Source organism: Rhizobium sp. IY2 (assembly GCF_047532935.1).
GTDB classification, from domain to species: domain Bacteria; phylum Pseudomonadota; class Alphaproteobacteria; order Rhizobiales; family Rhizobiaceae; genus Rhizobium; species Rhizobium anhuiense.
Map to the genome: position 1 here is coordinate 261,274 of NZ_JBLKNU010000002.1, position 26,864 is coordinate 288,137.

Annotated in this window: 26 protein-coding genes and 3 pseudogenes; 15 read left to right on the forward strand and 14 right to left on the reverse strand. The window is 60.1% G+C overall.

The genetic code is table 11. The features are described 5' to 3' along the window. The first annotated feature begins 42 nt into the window (after positions 1-42). A complete protein-coding gene (locus tag ACMUVN_RS09950) occupies positions 43-1,695 on the forward strand; it encodes a GMC family oxidoreductase (protein ID WP_047614675.1) in 1,653 nt (550 codons plus the stop codon). Positions 1,696-1,837: 142 nt separating this feature from the next. After that, the gene (gene ppk2 / locus ACMUVN_RS09955) at positions 1,838-2,752 is read left to right on the forward strand and encodes a polyphosphate kinase 2 (protein WP_063475825.1); all 915 of its coding nucleotides are present in this window, start codon (positions 1,838-1,840) and stop codon (positions 2,750-2,752) included. A 90-nt stretch (positions 2,753-2,842) separates the two neighbouring features. Here the strand turns inward: ppk2 and ACMUVN_RS09960 are convergent, their stop codons facing one another. Next, entirely contained in the window at positions 2,843-3,718 is an 876-nt protein-coding gene (locus tag ACMUVN_RS09960; protein WP_414815076.1) for an aldo/keto reductase family oxidoreductase, read from the reverse strand. A 96-nt stretch (positions 3,719-3,814) separates the two neighbouring features. Here ACMUVN_RS09960 and ACMUVN_RS09965 point away from each other — a divergent pair, with 96 nt between their 5' ends. Further along, positions 3,815-4,726 carry a LysR family transcriptional regulator gene (locus ACMUVN_RS09965; RefSeq protein WP_028758240.1) on the forward strand — a complete coding sequence of 304 codons (912 nt, stop codon included), beginning with the start codon at positions 3,815-3,817 and terminating at the stop codon, positions 4,724-4,726. A 30-nt stretch (positions 4,727-4,756) separates the two neighbouring features. Here the strand turns inward: ACMUVN_RS09965 and ACMUVN_RS09970 are convergent, their stop codons facing one another. The 4 genes from ACMUVN_RS09970 to ACMUVN_RS09985 all read right to left on the reverse strand — a co-directional run bounded on the left by ACMUVN_RS09970 (position 4,757) and on the right by ACMUVN_RS09985 (position 6,207). Then, the gene (locus ACMUVN_RS09970) at positions 4,757-5,236 is read right to left on the reverse strand and encodes a pyridoxamine 5'-phosphate oxidase family protein (RefSeq protein ID WP_063475827.1); all 480 of its coding nucleotides are present in this window, start codon (positions 5,234-5,236) and stop codon (positions 4,757-4,759) included. 95 nt (positions 5,237-5,331) lie between these two features. After that, on the reverse strand, positions 5,332-5,526 hold the full coding sequence (locus ACMUVN_RS09975; RefSeq protein WP_028755951.1) for a hypothetical protein: 195 nt from the start codon (positions 5,524-5,526) through the stop codon (positions 5,332-5,334). Positions 5,527-5,578: 52 nt separating this feature from the next. Next, positions 5,579-5,815: a 30S ribosomal protein S21 gene (rpsU, locus tag ACMUVN_RS09980; protein ID WP_028755950.1), complete on the reverse strand. Its 237-nt coding sequence runs from the start codon at positions 5,813-5,815 to the stop codon at positions 5,579-5,581. Positions 5,816-5,853: 38 nt separating this feature from the next. Beyond that, complete coding sequence (locus ACMUVN_RS09985; protein WP_125853763.1) at positions 5,854-6,207, reverse strand: hypothetical protein; 354 nt, start codon at positions 6,205-6,207, stop codon at positions 5,854-5,856. 246 nt (positions 6,208-6,453) lie between these two features. Here ACMUVN_RS09985 and ACMUVN_RS09990 point away from each other — a divergent pair, with 246 nt between their 5' ends. The 7 genes and pseudogenes from ACMUVN_RS09990 to ACMUVN_RS10020 all read left to right on the forward strand — a co-directional run bounded on the left by ACMUVN_RS09990 (position 6,454) and on the right by ACMUVN_RS10020 (position 12,466). Next, entirely contained in the window at positions 6,454-7,170 is a 717-nt protein-coding gene (locus ACMUVN_RS09990; protein WP_063475829.1) for an Ig-like domain-containing protein, read from the forward strand. Between the two features lie 158 nt (positions 7,171-7,328). After that, entirely contained in the window at positions 7,329-7,517 is a 189-nt protein-coding gene (locus ACMUVN_RS09995) for a hypothetical protein (RefSeq protein WP_063475830.1), read from the forward strand. A gap of 84 nt (positions 7,518-7,601) precedes the next feature. Further along, positions 7,602-8,895: pseudogene (locus tag ACMUVN_RS10000) on the forward strand (helix-turn-helix transcriptional regulator). Between the two features lie 127 nt (positions 8,896-9,022). Next, positions 9,023-9,217 (forward strand): hypothetical protein, encoded by a 195-nt coding sequence (locus tag ACMUVN_RS10005; protein ID WP_063475832.1) that lies wholly within the window; start codon positions 9,023-9,025, stop codon positions 9,215-9,217. Then, complete coding sequence (locus ACMUVN_RS10010; RefSeq protein WP_063475833.1) at positions 9,196-10,692, forward strand: DUF4173 domain-containing protein; 1,497 nt, start codon at positions 9,196-9,198, stop codon at positions 10,690-10,692. Before ACMUVN_RS10005 ends, ACMUVN_RS10010 begins: the two co-directional genes overlap by 22 nt. A 47-nt stretch (positions 10,693-10,739) precedes the next feature. Further along, positions 10,740-11,444: a response regulator transcription factor gene (locus tag ACMUVN_RS10015; RefSeq protein WP_063475834.1), complete on the forward strand. Its 705-nt coding sequence runs from the start codon at positions 10,740-10,742 to the stop codon at positions 11,442-11,444. Next, entirely contained in the window at positions 11,444-12,466 is a 1,023-nt protein-coding gene (locus tag ACMUVN_RS10020; RefSeq protein WP_063475835.1) for a sensor histidine kinase, read from the forward strand. The genes ACMUVN_RS10015 and ACMUVN_RS10020 overlap by 1 nt, the downstream gene beginning before the upstream one ends. Before the next feature lie 72 nt (positions 12,467-12,538). On the opposite strand, the gene ACMUVN_RS10025 is transcribed toward ACMUVN_RS10020, so the two are convergent. The 7 genes from ACMUVN_RS10025 to otsB form a co-directional block, all read right to left on the reverse strand. Then, positions 12,539-13,303 (reverse strand): SDR family NAD(P)-dependent oxidoreductase, encoded by a 765-nt coding sequence (locus ACMUVN_RS10025; RefSeq protein ID WP_047612281.1) that lies wholly within the window; start codon positions 13,301-13,303, stop codon positions 12,539-12,541. A gap of 35 nt (positions 13,304-13,338) precedes the next feature. Next, the gene (locus ACMUVN_RS10030) at positions 13,339-14,067 is read right to left on the reverse strand and encodes an SDR family oxidoreductase (protein WP_047612283.1); all 729 of its coding nucleotides are present in this window, start codon (positions 14,065-14,067) and stop codon (positions 13,339-13,341) included. Positions 14,068-14,194: 127 nt separating this feature from the next. Further along, complete coding sequence (locus ACMUVN_RS10035) at positions 14,195-15,454, reverse strand: sugar ABC transporter permease (protein ID WP_063475836.1); 1,260 nt, start codon at positions 15,452-15,454, stop codon at positions 14,195-14,197. Beyond that, positions 15,451-16,272 carry an ATP-binding cassette domain-containing protein gene (locus ACMUVN_RS10040; protein ID WP_047612287.1) on the reverse strand — a complete coding sequence of 274 codons (822 nt, stop codon included), beginning with the start codon at positions 16,270-16,272 and terminating at the stop codon, positions 15,451-15,453. Before ACMUVN_RS10040 ends, ACMUVN_RS10035 begins: the two co-directional genes overlap by 4 nt. 68 nt (positions 16,273-16,340) lie before the next feature. Then, positions 16,341-17,414, reverse strand: coding sequence for a sugar ABC transporter substrate-binding protein (locus ACMUVN_RS10045; RefSeq protein ID WP_176707389.1), 1,074 nt, complete (start codon positions 17,412-17,414; stop codon positions 16,341-16,343). A gap of 218 nt (positions 17,415-17,632) precedes the next feature. Then, positions 17,633-18,517: a helix-turn-helix domain-containing protein gene (locus ACMUVN_RS10050; protein WP_047613403.1), complete on the reverse strand. Its 885-nt coding sequence runs from the start codon at positions 18,515-18,517 to the stop codon at positions 17,633-17,635. 199 nt (positions 18,518-18,716) lie between these two features. Then, a complete protein-coding gene (gene otsB, locus ACMUVN_RS10055; protein WP_176707390.1) occupies positions 18,717-19,496 on the reverse strand; it encodes a trehalose-phosphatase in 780 nt (259 codons plus the stop codon). A 124-nt stretch (positions 19,497-19,620) separates the two neighbouring features. Between otsB and ACMUVN_RS10060 the strand changes: the two genes are divergently transcribed. The 5 genes from ACMUVN_RS10060 (at position 19,621) to repC (ending at position 25,697) form a co-directional block, all read left to right on the forward strand. After that, positions 19,621-20,706 carry an ROK family protein gene (locus tag ACMUVN_RS10060; protein WP_063475837.1) on the forward strand — a complete coding sequence of 362 codons (1,086 nt, stop codon included), beginning with the start codon at positions 19,621-19,623 and terminating at the stop codon, positions 20,704-20,706. Between the two features lie 812 nt (positions 20,707-21,518). After that, complete coding sequence (locus ACMUVN_RS10065; RefSeq protein WP_176707391.1) at positions 21,519-21,695, forward strand: hypothetical protein; 177 nt, start codon at positions 21,519-21,521, stop codon at positions 21,693-21,695. A gap of 293 nt (positions 21,696-21,988) precedes the next feature. After that, on the forward strand, positions 21,989-23,206 hold the full coding sequence (repA, locus tag ACMUVN_RS10070) for a plasmid partitioning protein RepA (protein ID WP_414815077.1): 1,218 nt from the start codon (positions 21,989-21,991) through the stop codon (positions 23,204-23,206). Then, positions 23,203-24,192 carry a plasmid partitioning protein RepB gene (gene repB / locus ACMUVN_RS10075; RefSeq protein WP_063475838.1) on the forward strand — a complete coding sequence of 330 codons (990 nt, stop codon included), beginning with the start codon at positions 23,203-23,205 and terminating at the stop codon, positions 24,190-24,192. Before repA ends, repB begins: the two co-directional genes overlap by 4 nt. Positions 24,193-24,392: 200 nt before the next feature. Then, positions 24,393-25,697 (forward strand): plasmid replication protein RepC, encoded by a 1,305-nt coding sequence (repC, locus tag ACMUVN_RS10080; RefSeq protein ID WP_063475839.1) that lies wholly within the window; start codon positions 24,393-24,395, stop codon positions 25,695-25,697. 195 nt (positions 25,698-25,892) lie between these two features. Here the strand turns inward: repC and ACMUVN_RS10085 are convergent. After that, a pseudogene (locus ACMUVN_RS10085) lies at positions 25,893-25,982 on the reverse strand (prevent-host-death protein); the annotation flags it as partial. 498 nt (positions 25,983-26,480) lie between these two features. Then, a pseudogene (locus tag ACMUVN_RS10090) lies at positions 26,481-26,759 on the reverse strand (prevent-host-death protein). Between the last annotated feature and the right edge of the window lie 105 nt (positions 26,760-26,864).

The window sequence follows — 26,864 nt, forward strand, 5'->3', positions numbered from 1 at the left end:
CGCCGTTTTGAGGATTGCCTCCAGGACAGGATTTGAAAAGACATGGCTGAGATCGTCTATGATGCGCTGGTGATCGGCTCCGGCGCCGCGGGTTCATTTGCGGTCAAAGAACTGACGGCCCAAGGACTGTCGGTGCTGCTGCTCGAGGCCGGTCCCGCCGTCGGGCCGAAGGATTTCGATCCCGCCCGCAAGAAGGCGCCGGCAAGCAGCATCAATATCTGGGAGCGCGCGCGCGCCACTCTCAAGGGCCAGCCGATCCAGGCGCGTGCGGCGTTTTTCACCGAGCGTTTCAGCCATTTCTTCGTCAACGACCGCAAGAACCCCTATACGACGCCGAAGGGCGCGCCCTTCCTGTGGATCCGCGGCCGCCAGGGCGGCGGGCGCCTCCACAGTTTCGGCCGGGTGCTGCTGCGCTGGACCGACGACGATTTCAAGCTCCGCTCGCGCACGGGAAAGGGCATCGACTGGCCGGTCTCCTATGAAGAGCTGACGCCTTTCTACGACGAGGTTGAGGGCTATCTCGGGCTCTACGGCAACAAGGACAATGTGGCCACACTGCCGGACGGCGTCTATGCGAAGCCGGCCAGCCTGACGCCGGCCGAACAGACCTTTAAGCAGGCGGTGGAAAGCCGCTGGCCGGAGCGGAACGTCGTCTCCTGGCGTTATATCGCGCCCGATGCCGACCGCATGCCGCGACCGCTGCGCGAAGCAAAGGCGACCGGCCAGCTGAGCGTCCGCTACGACGCCGTCGTTCGTCGCATCACCACGGATGAGAAGACGGGCCGCGCCACCGGCGCGGAGTTCATCGATCGCAATACGGGCGAAGTATCGACCGCGCGGGCTGCGATGGTTGTGCTTTCGGCCTCGCCGATAGAGAGCGTGCGATTGCTGTTGAATTCGGCTTCGGCGAAACATCCGGGCGGGCTTGGCAACGGTTCGGGCGCCCTCGGCCGCTATTTCATGGATCAGCTTCCGTGTCTCGCGTTCGGCTCCTTTTCGAAGGCTAAGGGTTGGGCGACGGACGAGTCCGCGCCGACCGACCCGTTCTACAATCCGTCGGGCGGGATCTTCATTCCCCGCTTCGGCGAGGGCGACGCCGCCCGCGGCGATTTCGATTACCAGGGAAGCGTCGGCCGGGCGCCGGTCTCCGCGGACGCAGATGCGCGTCTCGCCTTCTTTGGTTTCGGCCGAATGCTGCCCTATGCCGACAATCGCATCACGCTCGACGCCAAGCGCAGGGATGCCTGGAACATTCCCGTGCCGCATATCCGCTGCGTCATGCAGGAGGAGGAGCAGGCGCTGCTCAAAAGGCAGGAAGAAACGCTGATTGCCATGATCAAGGAGGTCGGCGGCGACCTCGAATTCATTGGTTCGCCCACCGGCCTCAAGGAGATGGGCAAAGGCGCCTTTCCCGAAGCCGATGCCTTCAGCCGTTTCATGTTCCGCACATGGTTCCGCAAGACCATGTGCATGGGCGCGGCCATTCATGAGACGGGCGGCGCGCGCATGGGCGAAACCCCGGAGGCTTCGGTGCTCAATCCCTACAACCAGGTGTGGGATGCGCCGAACCTGATCGTCACCGATGCCAGCGCCTTTCCCGGCAGCGGCATCGCCGGCACGACGCTCACCGTCATGGCCCTGACGATCCGCGCCTGCCGGAACCTTGTCCAGCAATACCGAGCAGGGCAGCTGTAGACGCACTCATCCCACTCGGCACCTGTTTCTGCCGAGTGCGTGGAACGAGAGAGGCAAGTAGCCGTTTTGGTCTTCGCGAAGTGGTCGTCACACAAACTTCGCACTGACATGCTCCTTTCAAAAGAAGCAAAAGGAAAAGGCCATGTCGCAATCACATCAGGACCAGCTCAACCGGATCAAGGCCGAAATCGCCGACAGCTTCGATGAGGAGCTGGAAATGCAGATGGAAGAAGACCGGCTGGACGATCTGGTCGCCGAAGGAATGTCGGAACCGGCGGAGCAGACGCTCGAGCGAAAGATCTACTTCCGGGAGCTTTTCCGGCTTCAGCATGAACTGGTGCGGCTGCAGGACTGGGTTCAGCATAAGAAGCTGAAAGTGGTGGTACTGTTTGAAGGTCGGGATTCGGCCGGCAAGGGAGGCGCGATCAAGCGCGTGACCCAGCGGCTTAATCCGCGCGTATGCCGGACGGTCGCGCTGCCCGCCCCGACCGAGCGGGAGCGGCATCAATGGTATTTCCAGCGTTATGTCCCGCATCTTCCGACAGCCGGTGAAATGGTGCTCTTCGACCGAAGCTGGTACAATCGCGCCGGTGTCGAGCGCGTCATGGGGTTCTGCACCCCTGATGAACTCGAGGAATTCTTCCGCTCGGTGCCTGAATTCGAGCGGATGCTGGTCCGTTCCGGGATCGTGCTGATCAAGTACTGGTTTTCGATCACCGACGAAGAGCAGGAATTCCGCTTCAAGATGCGCATCCACGATCCGCTGAAGCAATGGAAGCTCTCGCCGATGGACATGGAGAGCCGTGTCCATTGGGAGGAATACACCAAGGCCAAGGAAGAAATGCTGGCGCGCACGCACACCAAGGATGCACCCTGGTGGGTGGTACAGGCCGTGGATAAGAAACGGGCGCGGTTGAACTGCATCGCCCATCTTCTCGAGCAGATCCCTTACGAGGATGTTCCGAAACCGGAGATCCAGTTGCCGGACCGCATCCGTCACGCCGATTACAACAGGGCGCCGGTTCCGCCTGAAATGCTCGTACCGGAGCGCTATTGAAGTAGAGCCGCAATCGGCGGCCCAGAATTGTGCCGCTACGCCATGCGAGATGTGGCGTAGCGATGGATCACGTGTGACCTTGCGATACCGTCAGGGGGCGATATCCGCCATGCGGTTCAATTCCCAGACGGCGTCATCCGGCAGTGCGAGGCTGGCGGTGGCGAGGTTCTCCCTGAGATGGCCGACGGACGAGGTGCCCGGGATCAGCAGGATGTTTTCCGCGCGACGCAGCAGCCAGGCGAGCGCCACCTGCATGGGCGTGGCATCAAGGCGGGCGGCGACATCGGACAGGGTGGACGACTGCAGCGGGGTGAACCCGCCGAGCGGGAAGAACGGCACATAGGCGGTGCCTTCGCGGGCGAGATCGTCGATCAGCTCGTCGTCGGCCCGATACGCCAGATTGTACTGGTTCTGCGCGCAGACGATCTCGGTGATCCCGCGGCCCTCGGCGATCTGCCTCGATGTGGCGTTGCTCAGCCCGACGTGACGAACCAGACCTTGCCGCTGCAGGTCGGCGAGGACCGTCAGCGGTGCTTCGATCGACCCTTCGGCTGGGCCGTGCACGTCGAACATGATCCTGAGATTGACGACATCAAGCACATCGAGGCCGAGATTGCGGAGATTGTCGTGGACTGCCTGCGTCAGTTCCTCCCGCGAGAAGGCCGGAATCCATGATCCGTCCGTGCCGCGGCGGGCGCCGATCTTGGTGACGATGACGAGATCGTCGCGATAGGGATGGAGCGCTTCACGGATGATCTGGTTGGTGACGTGCGGGCCATAGAAGTCGCTGGTGTCGATGTGATTGACGCCGCTTTCCACCGCCTCGCGCAGCACGGCCAGGGCCGCGCCATGATTCCTGGGCGGGCCGAACACGCCGGGGCCGGCAAGCTGCATGGCGCCGTAGCCGAGCCGCTTCACGCTGCGACCGCCGAGATTGAAACTGCCGGCCTGATCGATAATGGACATGGTCTCACTCCTTTCAAGAGATGACACCAAGATAGGCGCTGTCGACGCGTGGGATAATCAGGTACAAACCGCACGGGTTGTGCGGAGTGGCGAACAATGAAAGTCGACCTGGGTGATCTCAATGCTTTCGTTGCCGTGGCGCGGGCCGGCGGTTTTCGCGAGGGCGCGCGCGCCAGCGGCGGCAGCGCCTCCTTCCTCAGCGAAGCGGTGCGACGCCTGGAGGCCGAGCTCGGTGTTCGGCTGCTCAACCGCACGACGCGCAGCGTCGTCCCCACCGAAGCGGGCAAGGGTCTATTGGAGCGGCTTGGCCCTGCCTTGAGCGAGGTGGAGTCTGCCCTCGATGTGGTCAACGGATTTCGGGACAGGCCGGCTGGTGCGTTGCGGCTCAACGTGCCGGTCAGCGCGGCGCGGCTGGTGCTGCCGGCCATCATTCCGCCATTCCTCGCCGCCTATCCCGACATTCGGCTGGAAGTCGTTGCAGAGGAGAGCTTCGTCGACGTGCTGGCTGCCGGCTGCGATGCAGGCATCCGTTATGACGAGCGGCTGGAGCAGGATATGATCGCAGTGCCGATCGGGCCCCGCATCCAGCGTTTTGCCACCGCGGCCTCGCCCGATTACCTCGACCGCCGTGGCCGGCCGCAACACCCGCGCGAGTTGCTCGGCCATGCCTGTCTGCTGGGTCGTTTTGCCAGCGGTGCGCTGACGTCCCCATGGGAATTCGAGCGAGACGGCGAGGTGGTACGGGTCGAACCGACCGGACCATTGATCGTCAGGGTCGGCGGGGCAATGGATCTTGCCGTCGACGCCGCAATATCGGGCACGGGGATCATCTCCGTTTTCGAGGACTGGCTGCGCCCGCATCTTGACAGCGGTGCGCTCGAACCCATCCTCGAACCGTGGTGGCAGAGCTTTTCCGGGCCGTTCCTCTATTATCCCGGTCGGCGCCTGGTGCCCGCACCGCTGCGGGCCTTCATCGACTTCGTCAAGGCATCGGCAAACCAGGCCTAAGGCCCGTCGTCTGCAAAACGTATCTCAGCGTCAGAGTTTGACCTCGGCATTGTCGCCCATATCGGGTTTGCTGTTCGAGACCGCGGCGGCCGCCATCTTGATATAGCTGATGATGGTGCCCGGGCTGTCCCAATATTCTGCCGAAGAAGGGGTAATCTTGAGGATGCGGATGGAGGGGTCAGCAGGATTGTCCCACCACGCCTTTGCCGGCGTCGCCCATAATTCCCTGATCTTGTCGCGGTCGTTCTGCACTTCGGCTGTGCCTGACACGGAAACATATTTTTGTCCCTTGGTGTCGGCAAAGGCCAGGCACACATTTGGCCAGCGAACGATCTCATCGTCCTTGTGGCTGCTGACATCCGTCAGAAAATAGATCGCGTTCTCGATTTGCGCGGTATAGGCGGACATCGGGCGGGCTCTGAGATCGTCGCCACTGCGCGTTGTCAGCATGCAAAACCCGATCTTGTCGATCAGCTCCCATACCCGCATCGCATCGTCATGCTCGGCCATCATCATCTCCATCTGTCAAGGAGACGGAGTAACCATCTGCCGCGACCGATGTTCCGCGCCGGCAGCCACGCTCTGATAGCCACTGCGCCCGCGCCTCAATGGACGCTTGGGGTTTTCATGACCATTGCGAAGTCTTCCGCGACCAGTTCGCTGACGGCGATGAGGATTTCTTCCCGGGAAAAGCCCGATGTCAAAGCACTCTGGATCAGATCCTGCAGATCCGGCTCCACGACATCGCGGCAATCCTCGAGGCGTTCTTCCGAAACGGTGAGGCTATTGAGTTCGTCCATTGTCTGTTCCTTTCAGGGAATGTAACCGCCGAAACCCGGTCGGAATGGGTCGCTAACGGGCGGCCACCGCCCGTTTTGGCGCGGCGATCAGACCTTCACGCTGCATCTTCTTGCGTGCGGCCTTGCGGTGCCGGCTGATCGCCTGCGCCTTTTCCCTGACACGCCGTTCGGACGGCTTCTCATAAGCGCGTCGTTCCTTCATTTCACGAAACAGCCCTTCGCGCTGCATTTTCTTTTTCAAGACCCTGAGTGCTTGATCGACATTATTGTCTCTGACGAGTACCTGCATTTCGAGTTCTCCTTGTTTGGATGGTGCGCCAATCGCGCTCAGCCGAGCTGCTCGGCGATCAAAGCCTGCAATTCACGGCGGGTGAGAAGGCAGGGAGACGGCTTCCAAGTCTTGGCAGCGCTGCGGACAGCTTCGTCATCCTCACGCGGGCTCGCCGCCGCAACGGCGGTGGCTGTATGTATGTCGTTCAAAATGAAATCCTTCGTCGGCCGTGGCCGCGTCATCGATTGTTTGTGGGATTGCGCATCACCTGGCCCTAGGCGCACCGATGCATAAAGCGCCTCAATCAAGCCAGCAGCGGGCTTCGATTTTGCTTGGATCGGGCACATCCGCAACATAGGTATCGGCGGCGGCGATTGCAACGGATGGCCCAGATAGCACGACGTCGGCATCGCCAGTCGCCTTCAGATATACTTCATACGATTTTATTCAAGTTATCCGGGTGTAGTTCGGGCCGAAATTTCTAAGATTTGGCTCGAATGTGACATTATTTCGCCGGAATGGAAGCAACGTGGAGACCATCAGCCAAATTAACCTTCCGTTAAATAGCCCATTGACTTGTAGTATTAATAGGTTGTTAAAGGAGCGGCTCGCAGAGGTCGAATTGACCCGATGATAAACAATTTTAGGAGAGAGCGATGGCTTCGCCGATACACGCAACTGATGATAGTGCAACTTTTCTTGAAACTGACGTAATTTCCGGAAATCTTCTTTCCAACGATTCATCCGATAACGGCCACTTGTTCCTGCGTGCCTTCGACGGCGCGAGCGTTGGCGCCAAGAGCGGCAACAGCCAGGTCACCGAGATCCAGGGCGACTACGGCACCTTCTTCGTCAAGCCGGACGGCAGCTACACCTATGTCCTGAGCGACGCTGCCAAGATCGGCTTCGCCAATGGCGAATCCTACCAGGAGAAGGTTTCCTACAAGATCTCCGACGGCAGCGGTCATACCGACGTCGGCCTGTTCACCCTGAACATTCAGGGCGTCACCCAGGTCAAGCCGATCGCGGTCGACGATACTTTCCACTTCACCGAAGGCAGCGCCATCGGCGGTAACGTTCTGGACAACGACATTGCCGGCGACAACGGCAAGCTGTTCCTCCGCCAGTTCCTGAGCACCCAGGTTGATGCCAAGGATGGCGCCGTAACCGACGTCCAGGGCCAGTATGGCACGTTCCATGTCAAGGCGAACGGCGAATTCACCTATGAACTGACGACCGATCTGACCGAAGGTCAGACCTACACGGAAGTTCTGCGCTACTACAAGATCTCCGACGGCGAAGGCCACACGGACACCGCCAAGGTGACGCTCAACATCACCGGCACGGATTTTGATTCTTCCCATATCGCTTGAGCGACAACGGTAGATCAGTGAGACACGACGCCCGCCGCGCAATCGGCGGGCGTTTTCATTTCCGCTTGTCAGAAGGTCTGCAAAGCGGCATAACTCTTTTTAGCTAGTTCTTATAAACGCCGGAGAGCGGTAGGCTCGATGTATCGGAGGATACGCCGTTGACCGAACATATCGAACCCAGCCAAATCGAAACGGACGATCTGACCAAAGTCTGGTCCGTTACCGAGTTCTGCGCGCGTCATCGTATAGACGCCGAGCAACAAGCGCTGTTGCTCAAACTTTTCGGGCCGTTCGCGACCGCCTGCGAACTGCTGCACAATACCAAGCGTGCGCCAAGGTTCCGATGAGGCTTCCTCTCTTTCTTCAACGATCTTCTCACAAATCCCGGCAAGCCACTCGGTGAACGAGACGGCGCAACATCACCTGATTGGGTGATGCTCGCTGTCTTGCCTCTCCTTAGACATTCATGCAGGGATCGAGATGTCGCGATCCTTGCAATTGGCCGGAACCATCATCGTGAAAACGAGAGGCGCTGATATGGATCATGTCGATATCATAGACGCTGTCTATCAGGCTGCGGTTCGTTCGGAACTATGGCCGGATACCCTCTGCGCCATCGTTGATTACGTCGGCGCCGTCGCCGGAAACATCGTCTACCAGGCGCCAGATGGCCGCGGCAGCTTTCTGATCCCCGGCCGAATGCGTGAAGATTTGAATGCCCTCTACCTTCAGCATTACACGGGCAATCCCTATGCCCGCGCATTCGAGAAGGTAAAACCGGGGGAGATTGCCGTCGGCAACAGGTTGGTCGATGCAGCGGCCGTCCGGCATTCCGCGTTTTATGTCGATATCTGCGAGCCTCAGAACATCTTCAATCAGCTTTTCCTCCCCCATGCCAGCCTGCACGAGCGCGGCGGCATCGGCGGTGTCGCTCTTTTCCTGTCTCGTGAGCAGGACGATCGCACTGTCGAAGCGGCGGCGCGGCTGAAGCTGCTGAGCCCTCACATGGCGCGGGCAATCGATCTTTCCTTTCAGGTAAATCGGATCGCCCGTGCACCCGAATTGCCGCAACGGCTGATCGATGCAATGGCCGATGCGGCCGCGCTGATCGATGGTCGGGGTGCAATCCTTCTCCTCAATGCGGCGGCCGAAGCGCTGCTGAAACAGGCCGACGGCATTTTCCTCAGCCGCTCCGAGAGGCCCTCGCTTGCCGCGCATATTCCGGAGACGTCCACTCGCCTGGTGAACGCCATTCGTCAGGCGCTGCTGATAGCCGATGGCGAAGACACGCCTTTCGAAGGGGCCTTGTCGATCTCCCGGCCATCGGGTTTGCCGCCTTATCTGGTGACGATCACGCCGCTTGCACCGACAGCGGTTTCCATATGGGATGCGATCGACAGCGGAGCGCGCGTCCTCATTCATATCGTCGATCCGGAGGCCAAGACGCGCCGGCAAGCGCACCAACTGCAATATATCTTTGGCCTGACCGAAGCCGAAACCCGGGTCGCCGCGCTGATCGGCAGCGGAATGAATTTGCCTGAGATTGCCCGGGTTCTTGGAATTTCGTCCAACACGGTGAAAACACACACTGGCCGATGCTTTGGCAAAACAGGGATGCGGTCCCAGGCCGCCCTCGCCAGACTGATCGCCTCGATCCCGATCGCGGGAAAAAGCGCAGCGGCGCCGTCCCGCGCGAATGGGAAGAGCCGTCCGAGGGGTTCTTAGACTACAGCTCTCATCACAAGCGATATGATCCGAAGAGCCGCTCCCTGCTCACGAGCCAGGCCGATTTTCCTGAATTGCTCCTCCCTTTCTGCACAAAATCTGCAATCCGGCACGGCATTCTTCTGCCATGAGCAAGAACGATATCCCGCCTCTCGTCACATCGCCCGCTTTGCCGGATCGCGTCCGCAATGACGGCTGGTGGCTGACGGAGGCCGGCGAATCTCGAGGCATCCGCGCCGCCGAGATCCCCGTAACCATGCTCATCGTGATCGAAAAGCGGCATTTACGAGAGGAGCACCAATGGACACAACTGACACGCTGACAGAAGCAATGCCCATCAGGCGCGGTAGCGGCCGGACCGCCGCGCTGTTTGCGCTGGTGGCGCTGGCAGATTTTCTGATCTTTGGTGAGAGTCTGGGGATAAACCTCTTCCTGTTCGCGCTCGCCGTCTGCGCCGGCATTCTGCTTTCGGCCAGGAAGATCCGGACGCCGTCAACGGCTGCCTTCCTCTTCGGCTTTTTGGTTCTGGCGTCGGCGCCTTTGTTGGAAGCGCCCTCATTGGCCGGCGTCATCCTCTGCCTCTGCGCACTGATGGCGGTCGCTCTCGTCAGTGCAAAGCTTATACCTCGCACTCTCACCGGTCTGCCGCTGGTGTTTCTCCGTTTCGCCCTCGTCATTCCCCTGCGGCTTGCCGGTGATATCAGGAAATATCTTGCGACGCCGGCCAGGCGATTCTCCTTCGCCGTCGTTCGCCAAAGCATCGGCCTCTGGGTCATGCCGCTCGTTCTCGCCGCAGTCTTCGTCTCTCTCTTCGCCACGGCGAACCCACTTATCGAAATCGCGTTGCGCAGCATTCGTTTTGCTGTTCTGCTGCGGTTTCTCGATCCTTGGCGGATCGCCTTCTGGATGATGATCGCCATCGTGATCTGGGCGATGTTGCGGCCGCGCCTGAAGCGTCGCGTTGCGAGGCCGCAAGCCGGCAAGTCCTTCGTGATCGTGCCCACCAGAAATGCGCCGCTCGGCCATGCCTCGCTGTTGCGCTCACTGATCCTGTTCAACGCAGTCTTTGCCGTGCAGACGCTTCTCGATCTCGTCTATCTCTGGGGCGGCGCAGATCTGCCCGATCATATGAGTCATGCCGAATATGCTCATCGCGGCGCCTATCCGCTGATTGCGACGGCGCTTCTTGCTGCCGGTTTCGTCCTCCTCGCCATGCGGCGCGGCGGGCCTGGCGATCACAGTACGCTGATCCGCGGCCTCGTTCACGCCTGGATCGGCCAGAACATCCTTCTCTGCCTGTCGTCGATGCTGCGGCTCGGGCTTTACGTCGAGGTCTATTCGCTGACGGAACTGCGTGTCGCCGCTGGTCTCTGGATGGGCCTCGTTGCCATCGGCCTTGTCCTGATCCTGCTGCGCATTCTGCTTAACCGCTCCAACGAGTGGCTGATCGCCGCCAACCTCGCTTCCCTCATCGCGGTTCTCTACATCAGCGCCTTCATCGATTTCCCGGCTGTGATCGCCCGCTTCAATGTCGCCCACAGCCAGGAAATCAGCCAGGAAGGTCCGCCGCTCGACCTCGATTATCTCTCCTCACTCGGTCCTTCCGTCATTCCGGCGCTCGATCTCTATCTCCAGATGCTGCCGGAACATCTGGTCGACAAGAGGAATCAGACGCTGGCAATTCGGTACTACCTCGTCAGGGATTTTGAACGGCGTCCGCGTGACTGGCGGAACTGGACCTTCCGGGCAGCGCGCCTGGAGACCCATCTTCTGCTTCCTGCAGCCATTGCAAGATAGAGCGAGAACGATAACAACAGGCACGACAAACCAACGCAGGACCGGTGATGGCACCCCGCATTCTCGTCGTCGATGACGAACCTCACATCCGCGATGTGATCTGCTTTGCCCTTGAACGCGCCGGCCTGACATCGACGGTCGCCCGTAACGGCGCCGAGGCGATGGCGGCCTTTCGACGCGGCAATATCGATCTGATCGTTCTCGATATCGGCATGCCCGATATGGACGGTCTGGAGGTTTGCCGGCAAATCCGCAAGACGTCGGGCTTGCCGATCCTGTTTCTTTCGGCGCGCGACGAGGAGATCGACAGGGTGCTGGGTCTCGAAATCGGCGGAGACGATTATGTCACCAAACCCTTCAGCCCGCGCGAACTCGTGGCTAGGGTCAAGGCGATCTTGAAGCGCAGCGGCAACGGGGCAGAGCCCGACAGACGTCACGCCACCCTCGTCGCCGGCGAACTCAGCCTGGATCGCCGCGGCAGGACAGTGCGCTTCCGCGATGGCGATATCACGATGACGGCGCTCGAATTCGCCATTCTGGACGCATTGCTGTCACGTCCCGATATGGTCTTCAGTCGTGAGCAACTGATGGAAGCGGCCTATGGCGTCGGTACCTATGTCGCTGACCGGACGATCGACAGCCATATCCGCAATATCAGGGCCAAGTTCCTGGCGGCCGGCGGCCAAGGGATCATCGCGACGGTTCACGGCATCGGCTTCAAACTCGGCACCGAAATCGGGAGGAAGGCCTGATGCCGGCACCGAGAGTCAGGACGAAATGGCGGCCGACGCTGGCGCTGATCGTCTATGCCGTGCTTCTCGCCGTCATGGCGCTGCCGGTCGTGATCGTCATCTGGTTTCGCGCCGTGGAGGCGAATTCGAACCGGATGGCGCCGGCGGAAATCGGGGCGCTTGCCGTCGTCTTCATGCTGACGCTCGGCGTTGCCTATGTGCTGTCGCGCACCATCACCGGCCCGATCGACGCCTTGATTGCCCGTACCGAAGAGATCGCCCGCGGCGGCAAGGGAGCCATCCGACCGCTCGAAAGCTATGGAACGCGTGAGATCGCCGTGCTGTCGCAAAGCTTCCTCGATCTTGCCGGAAAACTGGTCGATCGCACCGAATATATCAGCTCTTTTGCCGCCCATGTCTCACACGAGCTGAAATCGCCGCTGACGGCCATCCGGGGCGCGGCAGAGCTTTTGCGCGACGATGACGCCGAACGACCGATGACGAAGGCGCAACGTTTGCACTTCCTCGACAATATCGTCGCCGACGCAGTCCGGCTCGATGCGTTGTTGCAGCGGCTGAGGGAGCTGGCGCAAGCGGAAACGCTTGTGGCGGAGGGAAAAAGCAGCGTCATGGAGATCCTATCCTCACTGCGCGGCCAATTTCCCGCCCTGGATATCTCAGGCAGAGGCGATACGGAAATATCGGTTGCTCTTCCTCAGGAAGCCGCTGGCATCGTCTTTGCCAACCTTGCCGAAAACGCTCTTCAGCACGGCGCCACCCTGTTGGAACTCAACGTATCGGCTAGCGACCGAACAGCCGTCATTCTTGTCCGCGACGACGGCAGCGGTATTTCCGAGGTAAATCGCCACCGCATTTTTCAGCCGTTCTTCTCCACCCGCCGCGAGCAGGGCGGCACCGGTATGGGTCTCGGCATCGTCCGCGCCATGCTGAGCTCCCATGGCGGTACGATCCGGCCGCTGCAGACGACCGGCGACGGCGCCGAGTTTGAAATCACCATCCCGGTTCAGTTCTCAAAGGGCTGAGGAGAGATTCCTGAATTGCGCCTCAGACGTGGGCGGCACCGAACCGCCCTCCCCTACCCAGAGCCCTGCGTCTCACCGCGTCGTATAACCGCCGTCGATGACAAGCACTTCGCCGGTCACATAACTTGCCGCGGCCGAGCAGAGAAACAGTGCAGCGCCGGCCACCTCCTCAGGCTGCCCGACGCGTCCCATGGGGGTCATGCTGCGCCAGGTCGGGAACCAGTCGGGATTGTCGATGCCGCCGCGTGACAGATCGGTCTCGATATAGCCGGGCGCGATGGCGTTGACGCGGATGTTTTCGGCGGCAACCTCGCTGGCGAGGCTCTTGGTCATCATGTGGACGGCCGCCTTGGAGGTGTTATAGGCGACCTGGTTTTGCGGAATATTGGAAACGATGCCCGACATCGAACCGATATTGAGGATTACGCCACCGCCCTGGCGTCGCATGGGGGCGAGCGCGGCGCGGCAGGCGCGGAAGACGGCGTCGAGGTTGATGGTCATGATCTCGCGCCAGATGGCATCGGAGAATTCGCCGCTGTCGCCGTGAATGGCGATGCCGGCATTGTTGACGAGGATGTCGAGCCGGCCCGCCCGCGAAAGGGTTTCGGTGACGAGCTCGTCGGCAGCACTTTCCTTCCTCAGATCGGCGGCGATGAAATCGCATTCGACGCCGGCCTTGGAGAGCCGATCTTCCGCCGCCGCATTGCGGGCCCGGCCCGTAATGATGACTTTAGCGCCCGCCTCGCCGAGCGCCTCGGCGATGGCAAGCCCGATGCCGCGCGTGCCGCCGGTCACCAGCGCCACCTGTCCGTTCAGGCGAAATCTGTCGAAGATCATGTTCGGTTCCTCTTACGTGGGCGTTTGCACTTTCGTCAGATGTCGGCGCTCTGCGGCAGGATGACGAGATCGCGGATGGTGATGTTGCGTGGGCGCGTCAGCATGAAGAGCACCGCTTCGGCCACTTCGTTCGCTTCCATCAGGCCGCCTGCGGCGAGCGCCTCATCCAGCTTCTCCTGCGGCCAATCACTGAGAAGAGCGGTGACCACGGGGCCTGGAGCGACGGCGCCGACGCGCAATCCATGTTTGGCCACCTGCCGCCTCAACGTATGGACGAATGCCTGGACCGCGTGTTTGGACGCCGTGTAAATCGGCTCCCAGACGACAGGGATCATGCCGGCAACGGAACTCGTCAGGATGATATCCCCGGTCTTGCGCTCGACCATATGCGGCAGAACGGCATGCACCGAACGGAAGGCAGCATTGACGTTCAGATTGAGCATCCGATCCCAGGCATCAGGATCGCCACCCAGCACCTCACCGCCGATATAGGAGCCTGCATTGGCGTGGAAGATATCCAGCTGGCCGGCTCTTTCCAGGATCTGCGGCATCATCCGTTCGACGCTTTTCGGATCGGTGAGATCGATGACCAGTGGAATGGCATTGGCGCCCAGTTTCGAGCAAATTTCCCGCAACGCTTCCTCATTGCGGTCGACCAGCACGACCCGAGCGCCCGCGGCAAGCAAAGCCTTGGCGCATTCAAGTCCGATACCCGACGCCGCCCCGGTGACGGCCGCGACTTTTCCAGACAGATCCTGTCCCATTTTCTTCCTCTGTTTTCCCAGTTGGTGAGAGCATTTCCGTTCTTCTTCGAATCACGGAAGCGCTCTATCTCTTTGTCTTCACGCAATTCCGGACGCAAAACCGCTGCGCACTTTTGCTGAAATTGCTCTAAGCCCGGCCGTGCGAGATCCGCGATCGGCGTGCCAACGAGTCGACGATGACGGCGACGGCAAGGACAGCGCCGGTGATCATGTATCGAAGCGACGACGACAGATCGAGAAGCGTCAGCCCGCTGGCGATCGACTGGATGACGATGATGCCGAGAAGGGCCGAATAGGCGCTACCGCGCCCGCCGAACAGGCTCGTCCCGCCGATGACGGCGGCCGCGATGGCGTTGAGATTGACGTCGCCGGTGCCGGCCTGCTGGCTTGCCGTCGCCAGCCGTGCGGCCGACAGCACGCCGCCGGTTGCCGCCAGCAGCGCGCACATGACGAAGGCGCTCGTATAGATGCGCGAGACGTTGATGCCGGAGCGGCGGGCCGCTTCCCTGTTGCCGCCGACGGCATGCATGGAGCGCCCCCATTTCGTGCGCGTCAGCGCATAGTTCATTGCGGCGACGAGTCCGACGAAAAGGCCGAACATCCACGGAATGCCGCGCGACTGGTTGAGATAGAATGCGACGGCTTCCAGGGCGACGGTGATGATGACGGCGCGCAGCAGCAGCCCGCCGGTCGATTTTGCCGACAGGCCGGCTGCCCGCCGGCGTGTCGCCGTGCGGTAGCCGGAAAAGAAAAAGGCAATGCCGGCAAGTAACACCAGCGCATAGGCGATCGGATCCGGCATGACCATGATCTGGCCGAAACTGACGAGCCAGGAACCGTAGGGGAGATTGATCGAACCGGTCGCTCCCAGGATATAGAGCTGGAGGCCGAGAACCGCGAGTAGCCCGGACAGGGTGGACACGAAACTCGGCATGCCGAAGCGGTTGAAGACAAACGCGTAAAGCGAGCCGATGAGGGCGCCGACAATCGTGGCGGCGAGGATTGCCAGGACCACTGGCCAACCCTGGTTGACCCAGAAGACGCCGACCAGCGCCGAGGCGAAGCCGCTGACGGAGCCGACGGAGAGGTCGATCTCACCCACCATCAGGATGCAGACGATACCGAGCGAGATGACGCCGACCGTCGAGCAGTCGAACAGCATGTTGACGAGGTTGCTGCTGGAGAGAAACACCGGATTGAGCGCCTGGAACACCGTCCAGATGATCGCCAGGCCGACAATGACCGGCAGGGAACCGAGATCGCCGGAGCGGATGCGATCCCAAAAGGCCTGGATCGAGCCTCCCAGACTGTCATCGTGGCGCACTCTCTCGTCACGCCGGTCGAGCAGCGCCGGCGCCGCCGGGTCATTCTGGATGGTCTTCATCATGGCCTGCCCTCCTCGTTCTCTCGGCTTTGCGCCTGGCGGCGCGACGCGCGGCGGGAGACGGAATTGTTGGCGGCGCCGGTGATGGCGCTGACCAGCTGTTCGTTGGACGCGTCGGGCGGCATGGTGCCATTGTTGCGGCCGAGACGAAGGACGACGATGCGATCGGCAACGGCGCGCACATCCTCCATATTGTGGCTGATCATGATGACGGCGAGGCCGCGTTCCCGCACGCGCTCGATGAGGTCAAGCACTTCGGCGGTCTGAGCAACGCCAAGCGCTGCTGTGGGTTCATCGAGCATGATCAGTTTCGGCTCAAGCAGCAACGATCGGGCGATCGCCACGGTCTGGCGCTGCCCTCCGGAGAGTGAGGCGACCGGCTCGCGCACACTTGGAATGCGAGCCGAAAGCTCGTTCAAGAGCTGCCAGGCGCGGATCTCCATGGCGACCTCATCGAGCTGAAACGGACTGAGTTCCTTGCCGAGAAAGATATTGGCGACGACGTCGAGATTTTCGCAAAGTGCCAAATCCTGGAATACCGTTGCAATGCCGAGCCCGAGAGCAGCACTTGGGCTCGGCAGGTTCACCGGTTTGCCCTCGAACAGGATCGTGCCCGAGCTTGGCTGGTGCACACCGGCCAGGATCTTGACCAATGTCGACTTGCCGGCGCCGTTGTCGCCAACCAGCGCCACGACCTCGCCGGCATGCACGTCGAGTTCGATATCGGTGAGCGCCGACACAGCCCCGAAGTTCTTCGATATTCCGCGCAGGCTGAGGACAGGCTGACGGGAGGGGTGAAGGGTATGAGAGGTTTCAGACATCGCCTGGCCTTTCAGGAAAGCGAAGCGGGAAGCACAACCGGCGAACCGGTCGCGCTTCCCGTTGCGGATTACTTCGTGATGCCGAGCTTCTTGCAGCCGTCAGCATAGCGGCCGGTGCACAGCTCCTCGGCGGTGTTGATCTTCTTGTCGATGATCTCAGCCTTGAGGTTTTCGGCAGTGACGACCGCAGGGACGAAAAGTTGCGCCGGCGTGTCGTACAGCGTCATTTCGGCCTTCGGCGTTTCTCCGGCCAGGAGCTTCACGGCGACGTCGGCAGCGGCAGCGGCAACGATTTCGCTCGGCTTGGAGATCGTATTGTACTGATCCCCTGAGATGATCAGCTGTAGTGCCGCGATCGTCGCGTCATTGCCGGTCACCGGCGGCACGGGATCGACGCCCGCTGCCTTGAAGGCTGCAATTGCGCCGCCGCCGGTACCGTCATTGGCGGCGACCACGCCGACGATCTGCTTGCCGAAACGGGTGATCTGGCCGGCTGCCCATTGCTGCGCATTCGAGGGCTGCCAGTTGGGTGTGTCGAATTCGGCAAGCGTCTTATATCCGCCGCTCGCCAGCCCCTCGTGAATGCCGTCCTTGATCAGCCCGGCAGCCGCATCGGTCGGCGAACCGTTGATCTGCAGGATGCCACCGCCATCGGTCGGCACATTCTGAGCCTTGAGATGCTGAACGAGCGATTCCGCAATTGCCTTGCCGATCGCTTTGTTGTCGAAGGAGACGTAGAAATCGGCCTTGCCTTTTGGAATCGGACGGTCATAGGCAATGACCTTCACGCCCTGGCTCTGTGCGAGCTGGACGAGCGATGCGGCCGCTGCCGAATCCACCGGGTCGAGCACGATGACCTTGGCGCCTTGGGTGATCGCCGAATTGAACTGTTGCTGCTGTTTTGCGATATCGGCATCGGCGTTCTGATAGAGGACCTTGCATGACGCGCAGAGCTTCTTCATCTCCGCGACGAAGCCCGGATGATCGTGCTCCTCATAGCGGGTCGAGCCCTGGTCGGGCATGAGGAATGCCACTGTCGCATCCGAAACGGCTGCTTGCGCAAAGGCGGAAGTACCGCCCAGCAAGGACAGAACGAAGAACGCGGCGCCTGCCGACTTTGTCGAGAATTTCATCATTTCCATCTCCTCCCATTGGTAAAATTGTGTAGGTTCGTGATTGCACTGTTCTGCTCTGGCCGTTCGGCTGAATGAACGGTCGCGCCTGTCCCGGCGGTTTGACGTTGTTGAGGACAAGCATCTCCGATCGCGAGCGCGCTCATCGCCCGCCCACGTTCAAGTCAGTGTCAGTTTTGGTTCCTCCTCTTTGTCCTCCCTCGGGCTGTGCCCTTTCGACTCCTCCTCTAGGCCGCCTTTGCCACGTTGATATTGTCACCCAGCAATCGCCGGAAACGAGAAGGCGTCATGCCTTTTTCCGCGAGAAACTGCCGGTTGAAGTTGGACAGATTGTTGAAGCCGACCTCGAAGCAGATATCGGTGATCGATGCATGGTCATCGCTCATCAAAATCTGGCAGGCGAGATTGATGCGCAGGCGTTTCACATACTGTACCAGCGACATGCCGGTATGGCGTCGGAAGGCGCGCGAAAAGGCGCCTGTCGACTGATCGGCAATCGCTGCGAGATCGGCTTCGTCGAAGGACTTCGTCAGATTTTCCCTGATATAGGCGAGCGCCTTGTTGATGCCGGCCGACATGTATCCCGATGGATCGGGCAGATAGCTCGGGCTGGCGAGAAGTTGGGAATCCTGCGCCCGGCTGAGCAGGCCGACGATCATCATGAACAGTTCGATGCGACGCACGCCGTGCGCCTGCTGCACCTCGTTCATCAGGGGAGCAACCTGGCGGCTGGTGTCGGCGCCGAAGAGCACGCCGCGGCGGGAGGCTTCGAGAACCGCATCGAAGGGACCGAGTTCGGCGAACACCTTCATCGTGTCGCTGATGAAATTCTCGCTAAACTGGATGAGCTGGCAGCGAAGCGGAATACTCGATCCTTTCGGGACATCGCTGATCCAGTTGTGAGGAAGGTTAGGCCCCGCCAGCACGAGATTGCCAGGCTCGAACTCGCCGATGAAATCGCCGACGAAATACCGTCCTGTCGTCGCCACGACCAGATGAAGTTCGTATTCGGGGTGAAAATGCCAGCGAACCGTATGGTAGGGATAGCCGTGCGCCTTCGTTGCGAAAGATTCGCCCGGCCTGATCTGAATGACTTCCAAGTCAGGTTCCATTGTTTCCTCCTCCGAGGACGGCTCCACGCCACCCCGCCAAATTCCCTTTTTGGCTTTATTGTTAAGGGGAGTGTAGTGGTCTCGTTTCACGCCCGCCACCACGATTCCCAGTCAAAACCGATACTTTTTTGACAATTGACGCTGCGGAGCGGACGGAAAGACGGCAACAATCCGCATGCATATCGTCCGAGGACGCAGTTCAGGCTGCCAAGGCGGCAATGACGTTTCTGACCAGTGCAGAGGAGGACAGCCGGCTCGTGGCGCAGCTCGGGGTGCCGATCGCGCCGACACGCACGGAAACGCCGCCGCGGGCATTGGCGATCGCAAACATCGACTCGTCGGTCAGGTCATCGCCGATCGTAATCGGGCAGCGGTTCCTGAAGGGATCGGACTGGAAAAATCGCTCCAGTGCATCGCCCTTGCTCGACCGTGCCGGCCGCAATTCAAATACCCTCTTGCCGAGTTGCAATGCCCAGTTCGGTCCGGCGAGCTCGGCATAGTATTGCATGCGGTCTTCAAGCACCTTTTCATATTCGGGTGCGAGACGGTAATGGGCGGCAACGGCCGCGCCCTTGTCTTCGATCAAGACACCGGGATAGTGCTCGGCTTCCGCGGTCAGCGCATGTTTCAGTGCCTGAAACTCAGGTGTCGCCTCGACCGTCTGCATGCCGGTGGCGCTTCTGATCTCGGCACCGTGCAGGCCGGCTGTCGGAAATTCAAAGGGTTTGAACAGCTCGTCGGCATAAGAAAGTGATCGTCCGGTGACCAGCGCCAGGGCACCGCCGAGCTTGTTGGACAGGCGATGAAGTTGTCCGGGAAGCGCTTCTGGGACCTCGATCGCATCCGGTGTGGGCGCAAGATTGAGCAGCGTCCCGTCGATATCGAGAAACATCGCCCAATGGTCCGGCTCTTCCAAGACCAGTGAAAGCATTTCCTGGGTAGCGGTGTCGTCTTGCACGGTATTCTCCAAACGCTGCAATGATTGAAGCTAGGTCGCCGGCCAACAAGGGCAAGGTGGCTTTTCAGACTCCGGAACATCCTGAGGCTAGTCCGCGTTGTATCTCGCCGCCCGTTCGAGCACTCGCGCCGTAGAAGGTACATTGATGGCCAAAAGCAGTTCTGATCCCCGTGATGAGGTCAACGCCCCGCTGGCACATGGCGCTTTAAATCTGCCATTGGTGACGATCGACGACTACAACAACGAACTGCGTGACAAGGATGGTTTCGTTGGCGACAACGCCAACAAGAAGACTTTCCAGCAGAAGCTCGACGACTGGAGAAAACGCATCCGCAAGGTCGGAGATGACCCGATCGGCAAGACCGCGACGGCGAAACTTTCCAAGAAGAAGATCGATGCCTTTCTGAAAGGCGACGATATGGAAGCGGCGGCATTGGTCATGGGGGCGGTGGAGGACTTTTCCCAGGACTTTGCCGACGTGATCGGAAAGTTCCTCAAGGACAAACGCTGGGTCAGGACGGAACGCATCGTCGTCGGCGGTGGCTTCCGGCAGAGCCGCTTCGGTGAGCTGGCGATCGCCAGGACCATGGTTATTCTCAAGGTGGCGGGCATCGATGTCGAGGTGGTGCCGATCGTTCACCATCCCGATGAGGCCGGACTGATCGGCGCGGTTCATCTGATGCCGCCGTGGATGTTCAAAGGCCACGAGGCGATGCTCGCCGTCGACATCGGCGGGACGAATGTTCGCGCCGGCGTCGTTAAATTCGGAAAGAACGACGTGCCGAATTTTAAAGATGCGAGCGTCTGGGAATCAGCCATCTGGCGCCACGCCGACGACGAGCCAAGCCGTACCGCAACCATCGAGAGACTGGCCGCGATGTTGCAGGATCTGATTGGCAAGGCTGAGAAAGCCAATCTCAAACCCGCGCCCATCATCGGGATCGCATGCCCCGGAATCATCAAAGCCGATGGCTCCATCGAACGCGGCGGACAGAACCTGCCGGGCGGAAACTGGGAGAGCGACAGCTTCAACCTTCCCGCCGCGCTGATGAGGGCCATTCCCGAGATCGGCGACGACAGCACATTCGTGATGATGCACAACGATGCCGTCGTGCAGGGATTGTCGCAGATCCCTTATATGAACGACGTGTCGAGATGGGCCGTGCTGACCATCGGTACAGGTTTGGGCAACGCGCATTTTACCAATCGCGAGGCAACGAAGGCGCGATAGGCTCACCCCTTCCTCACGTAGCATCAAATGACAAGGGCGCGCGGATGGACCGCGATGCGGGCTTGGCGGTGGTCGGGGGCGTTATGGTAAACATGCAGTAAACAAAGAAGAATTAGGTATACGGAAGCAAACTTAACAATCAGTTCCGCTAGGAAGGATCGTGGTTTTGCGGAGCGTATAGGTGGGGGACTGGCTCGGGAGCTGGGAGACACTGCGTGAACCCGCTGGCCTACCGATCATATCGGCTGATGCCTGATTCGCCTAGCCGCGCTATTGCAATCTTCGACGTGGAGGCCGCGTCGTCCCGGCATGTGGAAAGCTATGACCCCGTTCTGCCGCCGGCACAGGACTAGGAATGTGATCGCTTGGCCATTGGCAGGATCCTGACGCAAACGAAGCCCCACCCCTCTGATGCCAGCCGCTCGCCGACTTAGATTGGGGCGGAGAAGACCAAGGCCGAATGTCCCCTCACCCCGATAGGCTGCGCAGCAACGCGCTTCTGCAGGAAGACCTCCACCGCGATGAAGCACGATCAGCGGCAGCGCCGGCTCGCCCTTGCTATCAAAGATGGGCCGCCTTCCTTTCACGCCCGGCCTGTGTCTGCGAGGCTCCTTTCCAACTTGGTAAGCAGAGTGATCCGAAATCCCCATCGTGGCCGCCGGTCGCTGCATTTTTGAACCACCTGAAAGATGGAGGCCCTCCCCTTCCCGGCCCCAGGAAAAGATGGTGATAACGCTGCCTGGCGGTTATCGGCGGGTTCGAATTGCGCTTATCTCTGCGGCTTCACGCAATCTATGACGAAGGATGTGTCAATGAACTTCAAGGGAATAAGCGCTCCGCTCAATGCGGGCCGTCTCGAACAAATGCTGGCCCTTGCAGCGTCACGCCGCGATGTCGAAACCCAGGACGCAAATGACAAGCCTTCCGGCAATGAACCCGTCCGCGGGCTGGAAGCCGAAAACCTGTACCGTTCGTCCGCCTACAAATGAGAAATCGAACAACCTGATCGGTCTATGCCAGGCGTCCGAAGGTGCGCTTCGATGGAGCGCTAGCGACGCTGAGTCGTATCGATTATGTGCCGCGATACTTTGAGGCTGGCTTTCATCGACCCGGAGCAGGCTGTCGTTGTCAGCTGACAATGGTGCTAAGATTCCGGAATTCCACATGATTTTTTTGCAGAATCCATTTTATAATAGATTGGCCATCCAAGAAACCGCTTGACGGAATCAGCAGACTCACGATCATTTGCGCAAAATCACTCGATTTATCAGGATTTGCGTGAATGCTGACCAAGGTCGCGATTGTTGAGAAAGCCAAGAGAGCGAGTCCAGTCTCGATCGACGAGACGATTGCGCAGGACTCGACGATGCTCGGCAGCCAGCTGCAGGTGCTGTTCGAGCGATTGTTTTCACCCAATGCCCGCAAATCGTTGCGGCGGTTCAGCAGCACCGAGGCAGCCAAGCTGCTCGGCGTCACCGACAGCTATGTTCGCCATCTCGCCGCCCAGGTCGAGAGCATCAGTCCGGAAAAGACGGCGGCTGGCCGTCGGGTATTCTCGCTCGAGGAAATCCATGCGATGCGCCAGCACCTCGGGCGCACCAAACCCTCCTATCTGCCGATGCGCCGACCGGGCGACCATCTCCAGGTGATCGCCGTGACCAATTTCAAGGGCGGCTCCGGCAAGACGACGACATCAGTCCACCTGGCGCAGTTCCTGGCTCTGCGTGGTTACCGCGTGCTCGCCGTCGACCTCGATCCGCAGGCGTCGATGTCGGCGATGCTCGGATATCAACCCGAATTCGATGTCGGTGAAAACGAGACACTTTACGGCGCCATTAAATATGACGAGACGCGCCGCGATGTTAGCGACATCGTCCGCCAGACCTATTTCCCCGGGCTCGATCTCATCCCCGGCAATCTCGAACTGCACGAGTTCGAACACGATACTCCAAAGGCGCTTGCCGACACGAACCGCGACGACAAGGACATGTTCTTCATGCGGGTCGGTAATGCGCTGCATTCGCTGGAGCAGAACTACGACGTCGTCATCATCGATTGCCCACCGACCCTTGGCTTCCTGACGCTGTCTGCCCTCTGCGCCGCAACCTCCGTCCTGATCACTGTCCATCCGCAGATGCTCGACGTGGCGTCGATGAACCAGTTCCTGACGATGACCTCCGACCTCCTGGCCGTAGTCAAACAGGCAGGCGGCAATCTGGATTACGACTGGATGCGTTATCTCATCACCCGCTATGAGCCCAATGATGGGCCGCAGGCGCAGATCGTCGCCTTCTTGCGCAGTCTGTTCGGCGAGCGCGTGCTGACAGCGATGATGGTCAAGTCGACGGCAGTCTCGGATGCGGGACTCTCCAAGCAGACAATCTACGAGGCAGGACGCGAGACGATGCATCGTCAGACCTATGACCGCGGGGTGGAATCCGTCGACAGCGTCAATGCCGAGGTCGAGCAACTCATCCGCAGCGCCTGGAGCAGGACATGAGCCCAAAGGGACGCGACATCCTGAAAAGCATGGTCGGCGCCGTCGAGCCGACAAGGCCGGAGGCGCCAATCGTGCAGCCGCCGCACCGCCCATCGGGAGCGGTCAAGGCGATGAATTTGTCGCTTGGACGGTTGGGAGAGGAAGCGGCGGCCGCCAAGGCGCTGCGTGAATCGCTGGCCTCCGGCGACAAGGTACTGGAGATCGATCCGGCTGCCGTCGAAATGTCCTTTATCCGCGACCGTATCCCGGTCGATAGGGATGCAGAGTTCGAGCGATTGAAGCAGTCGATCCGGGACAGCGGCCAGCAGGTTCCGATCCTGGTACGGCCGGACCCGGTAAGGGCTGGGCACTACCAGGCCGCCTATGGCCACAGGCGCCTGCGAGCCGCGGCAGAGATCGGGGTTCCCGTTAAGGCCGTCGTGCGAAAGCTCACGGATGAAGAGCTGATCGTCGCACAGGGCCAGGAAAACGGCCCCCGCGTCGACTTGAGTTTTATCGAGCGGGCACTGTTTGCGCGCCGCCTGGATGAACATGGATTCAGCCGCGACATGATTGCCACGGCGCTGACAACCGACAAGCCGGAAACCTCACGTCTCCTGCAGGTGGCTCAGACCATCGACCCCGAGATTATTCTCGCCATTGGGCCGGCCCCCAAGGTTGGACGCCCGCGCTGGCTGGCGTTTGCCGAAAAATTCAGGGAGACGGGCGGGCAGAAGAAGGCCCAGGCCGCAATCGGTGCCCGCGGCTTCCTGGAGTTGGACACCAACAGCCGCTTTGATGTCATCTGGAAAGCGCTGGAGGAGAAGACCCCACCGCAGCGGACCGAGCAGACGCTCCGGGCCCAGGGTGGCGCTCCGCTTGCTTTGGTGGCCCGCTCCGGCAAAACCTTTCGCATCACCGTCAAATCGGCGGCGTTTTCGGAATTCCTGGCTCAGCGGTTGGTAAGCCTCGCCGCCGAGTTCGAAGAGGAGAATGAGGGAAAATGAGGCAGTCAGACCGGATTGTCAGCTGACAATCCGGATAGGAGATAACGCGCAAAAGAAAAAAGCCCCCGAACGTCACCGTCACGGAAGCTTTCCTCGTAGTCTTGAACACCTCCGAGAATCGCACTTCCGAGAATCGCTGTCAAGAGTTTTTGGCGCCGTTTTGGCGAGCGGATTTCTTTTGCCTCGTTGAGGTGGAAGATATGGAAACCGGGAATGTGACGACGCCCTTCGGGCGGCGGTTAATGACGCTTGGCATGCTCACAAGCCAGGTTATGGCACGCGAGATCAAGACTGATCAGTCCGTCGACAAGTGGAGATTGTTTCGCGCGCTATGCGAAGCAAAGCCGCTTCTCGGCATCAGCGATCGAGCGCTTGCCGTACTCAACGCTCTTTTGAGCTTTTATCCGAAGAACGAGCTGGCGCAGGAAAACGGTTTGATCGTATTCCCATCAAACATCCAGCTTTCGCTCAGAACGCACGGCATGGCCGAGCAGACCGTCCGGCGTCATCTCGCCGCGCTCGTCCAGGCAGGTCTGCTGTTGCGCAAGGACAGCCCCAACGGCAAGCGTTATGTCCGCAGGAATAGGGCAGGGGAGGTCAACGAGGCGTTCGGCTTCTCGCTCGCGCCACTGCTTGCCCGTGCTAGCGAGATCGAACAACTCGCAGCCGAAGTGATCGCCGAGCGGCTGCATGTCCAGCGTCTGCGCGAACGCATCACTCTCTGCCGTCGCGACATCGCAAAACTGATCGAAGCAGCCGTCGAGGAACAGATCGCTGGCGACTGGCAAGGCCTGTATTGCGAATTCCGAGATCTGATCGAAGGCCTGCCGCGATCCCCGACGGCGTCGCAGCTCGAACTGTTGCTGGATGAATTGACGACTCTGCGGGCAGATGTCCTTAACCGGTTGGAAATTCGGATTGAATCAATAAAAGAGCGCGGCAATGCCAATTATATTGAGCGCCACATACAGAATTCGAATCCCGAATCTAATTCTGAACTTGAACCAGACTTCGACACGAAGCAGGGCGCGATGCCGGAGCAAGACAACGGGCGACGGGCCGCGACGTCAGAAGAGGGTGGAGCTGAGGCAGCCCATTCGAGTCGGTGCGAGGAAGAACACAGTCGACGGACAGGCGGCCGCAATGATGGTGACCGACTGAAATCCTTCCCGCTCGGCTTGGTTCTGCAAGCCTGCCCGGAAATTCTCGCCTATGGTCCGGGCGGTATCATCCGCAACTGGCGCGATCTGATGACCGCGGCGGTCAAGGTTCGCTCGATGCTCGGCGTCAGTCCGTCGGCCTACGAAGAGGCCGCCAATGTGATGGGTCCGGAAAACGCGGCAACCGTCATGGCATGCATCCTGGAGCGCGGTGGCCACATTAATTCGGCCGGTGGCTATCTTCGTGGCCTGACACGACGAAGCGAAAAGGGAGAATTCGCAATCGGCCCGATGCTGATGGCTCTTCTGCGGGCAAATGCGCCGGCCGGACGGAAATTTGGATAGGTCTTGGGCTCCGTGCGGGCGGCGGCGGTGGCTAAGCTCGGGCAAAAGTCTCTGCAGGCTGCTATGAAGAGTTCCATCCCAAAAGCCTTCGAAAGAGCTCTTTGGTTTTGCGGGTCGTATGGATGGAGGTGCCACCAATGCAAGAGGTCCAAGCTTTGCAACGGGCGTGCAGCAGGCCCTTTTCGACAATGTCGTATCGGCTGGACCGATGCGGGCATAGACGGCGTCGCCGCGTATGATGGTGATTTCCTCGCCACGGTTGGCGCGTTCGAAGAGGTCGGCAAATTCTTGCGAGCCTCACAGTTTGTGGCTGGGTCTACTGCCTGGTGTCGGCCTCCGCGAAAGACTGTCGGTTACGGTGCTACGACCTAAGGGAACGTCAGAACACCTTGAAGACCTCACTTCGATAACGAATCCTTCTCGGAAGTGAGGGAGAAATGCACAAGTCCATCCCGAGCGGCGGAAGTAATATGGGATATCACTTCTGGTTAACGGTACGTTTGGCATGGCATCAATGGGTTATGAGATGTGGGCGGTTAGGGCCGCTTGTCCTCAGGCAGGCATCGGCCATGGTACTACAGGATCGTATAGCTTGCGTGCTCGTAGAAGCAGGTCAGCTTCACGATATGGGGCAAGGACGTCGCGCGCATAATGTGCGCCTATGCGGTAACACGCCCCTGATGGCGCCCCAGGCCAGTGGCGGGTTGGAAAATCCCTCAGGCTCGGTGCATGGGCTCTCGATGTCGCGTTCCGCGTCTTCAGCGAAAAGAACACCATACGGAATTAGGATTGGCTGTCGGCCAGACGTTTGCAGATGCGCGCGAAGGATTCCGCAGCGGGGCGCAGTTGCCCTCCTCGACCTGCCGGTTGGTGCGCCAGCATCTTTAGGATGCGCCAGCGTCTCCTGTGTTCTTCATATTGGCCGTCGTCCTGAAGTACGGCTTTCGCTTCTCCGTGAAGCGTAATGACGACCGGCTGCGAATGATCCTTCAGTGTCCGAAGGATCGTCGGCTCATGCGCCTTGAGGTCGCTGATCGGCTTTAGCTGTTCTGACAGCTTCATTCACTTACGCCCTTTCGACCGGAAAATTGATCCTTGAGTGGTCGATTGAAAGAAGCCCTCCGCTGCCGGTGAGACCCAGTTCTGGCAGGCGATTTCCATCTTATG

Coding starts and splice junctions, on each gene's coding strand:
- ACMUVN_RS09950 (WP_047614675.1), top strand. CDS start 43: ATGGCTGAGATCGTCTATGATGCGCTGGTGATCGGCTCCGGCGCCGCG.
- ppk2 (WP_063475825.1), top strand. CDS start 1,838: ATGTCGCAATCACATCAGGACCAGCTCAACCGGATCAAGGCCGAAATC.
- ACMUVN_RS09960 (WP_414815076.1), bottom strand. CDS start 3,718: ATGTCCATTATCGATCAGGCCGGCAGTTTCAATCTCGGCGGTCGCAGC.
- ACMUVN_RS09965 (WP_028758240.1), top strand. CDS start 3,815: ATGAAAGTCGACCTGGGTGATCTCAATGCTTTCGTTGCCGTGGCGCGG.
- ACMUVN_RS09970 (WP_063475827.1), bottom strand. CDS start 5,236: ATGGCCGAGCATGACGATGCGATGCGGGTATGGGAGCTGATCGACAAG.
- ACMUVN_RS09975 (WP_028755951.1), bottom strand. CDS start 5,526: ATGGACGAACTCAATAGCCTCACCGTTTCGGAAGAACGCCTCGAGGAT.
- rpsU (WP_028755950.1), bottom strand. CDS start 5,815: ATGCAGGTACTCGTCAGAGACAATAATGTCGATCAAGCACTCAGGGTC.
- ACMUVN_RS09985 (WP_125853763.1), bottom strand. CDS start 6,207: ATGCCGACGTCGTGCTATCTGGGCCATCCGTTGCAATCGCCGCCGCCG.
- ACMUVN_RS09990 (WP_063475829.1), top strand. CDS start 6,454: ATGGCTTCGCCGATACACGCAACTGATGATAGTGCAACTTTTCTTGAA.
- ACMUVN_RS10005 (WP_063475832.1), top strand. CDS start 9,023: ATGAGCAAGAACGATATCCCGCCTCTCGTCACATCGCCCGCTTTGCCG.
- ACMUVN_RS10010 (WP_063475833.1), top strand. CDS start 9,196: ATGGACACAACTGACACGCTGACAGAAGCAATGCCCATCAGGCGCGGT.
- ACMUVN_RS10015 (WP_063475834.1), top strand. CDS start 10,740: ATGGCACCCCGCATTCTCGTCGTCGATGACGAACCTCACATCCGCGAT.
- ACMUVN_RS10020 (WP_063475835.1), top strand. CDS start 11,444: ATGCCGGCACCGAGAGTCAGGACGAAATGGCGGCCGACGCTGGCGCTG.
- ACMUVN_RS10025 (WP_047612281.1), bottom strand. CDS start 13,303: ATGATCTTCGACAGATTTCGCCTGAACGGACAGGTGGCGCTGGTGACC.
- ACMUVN_RS10030 (WP_047612283.1), bottom strand. CDS start 14,067: ATGGGACAGGATCTGTCTGGAAAAGTCGCGGCCGTCACCGGGGCGGCG.
- ACMUVN_RS10035 (WP_063475836.1), bottom strand. CDS start 15,454: ATGATGAAGACCATCCAGAATGACCCGGCGGCGCCGGCGCTGCTCGAC.
- ACMUVN_RS10040 (WP_047612287.1), bottom strand. CDS start 16,272: ATGTCTGAAACCTCTCATACCCTTCACCCCTCCCGTCAGCCTGTCCTC.
- ACMUVN_RS10045 (WP_176707389.1), bottom strand. CDS start 17,414: ATGGAAATGATGAAATTCTCGACAAAGTCGGCAGGCGCCGCGTTCTTC.
- ACMUVN_RS10050 (WP_047613403.1), bottom strand. CDS start 18,517: ATGGAACCTGACTTGGAAGTCATTCAGATCAGGCCGGGCGAATCTTTC.
- ACMUVN_RS10060 (WP_063475837.1), top strand. CDS start 19,621: ATGGCCAAAAGCAGTTCTGATCCCCGTGATGAGGTCAACGCCCCGCTG.
- ACMUVN_RS10065 (WP_176707391.1), top strand. CDS start 21,519: ATGAACTTCAAGGGAATAAGCGCTCCGCTCAATGCGGGCCGTCTCGAA.
- repA (WP_414815077.1), top strand. CDS start 21,989: ATGCTGACCAAGGTCGCGATTGTTGAGAAAGCCAAGAGAGCGAGTCCA.
- repB (WP_063475838.1), top strand. CDS start 23,203: ATGAGCCCAAAGGGACGCGACATCCTGAAAAGCATGGTCGGCGCCGTC.
- repC (WP_063475839.1), top strand. CDS start 24,393: ATGGAAACCGGGAATGTGACGACGCCCTTCGGGCGGCGGTTAATGACG.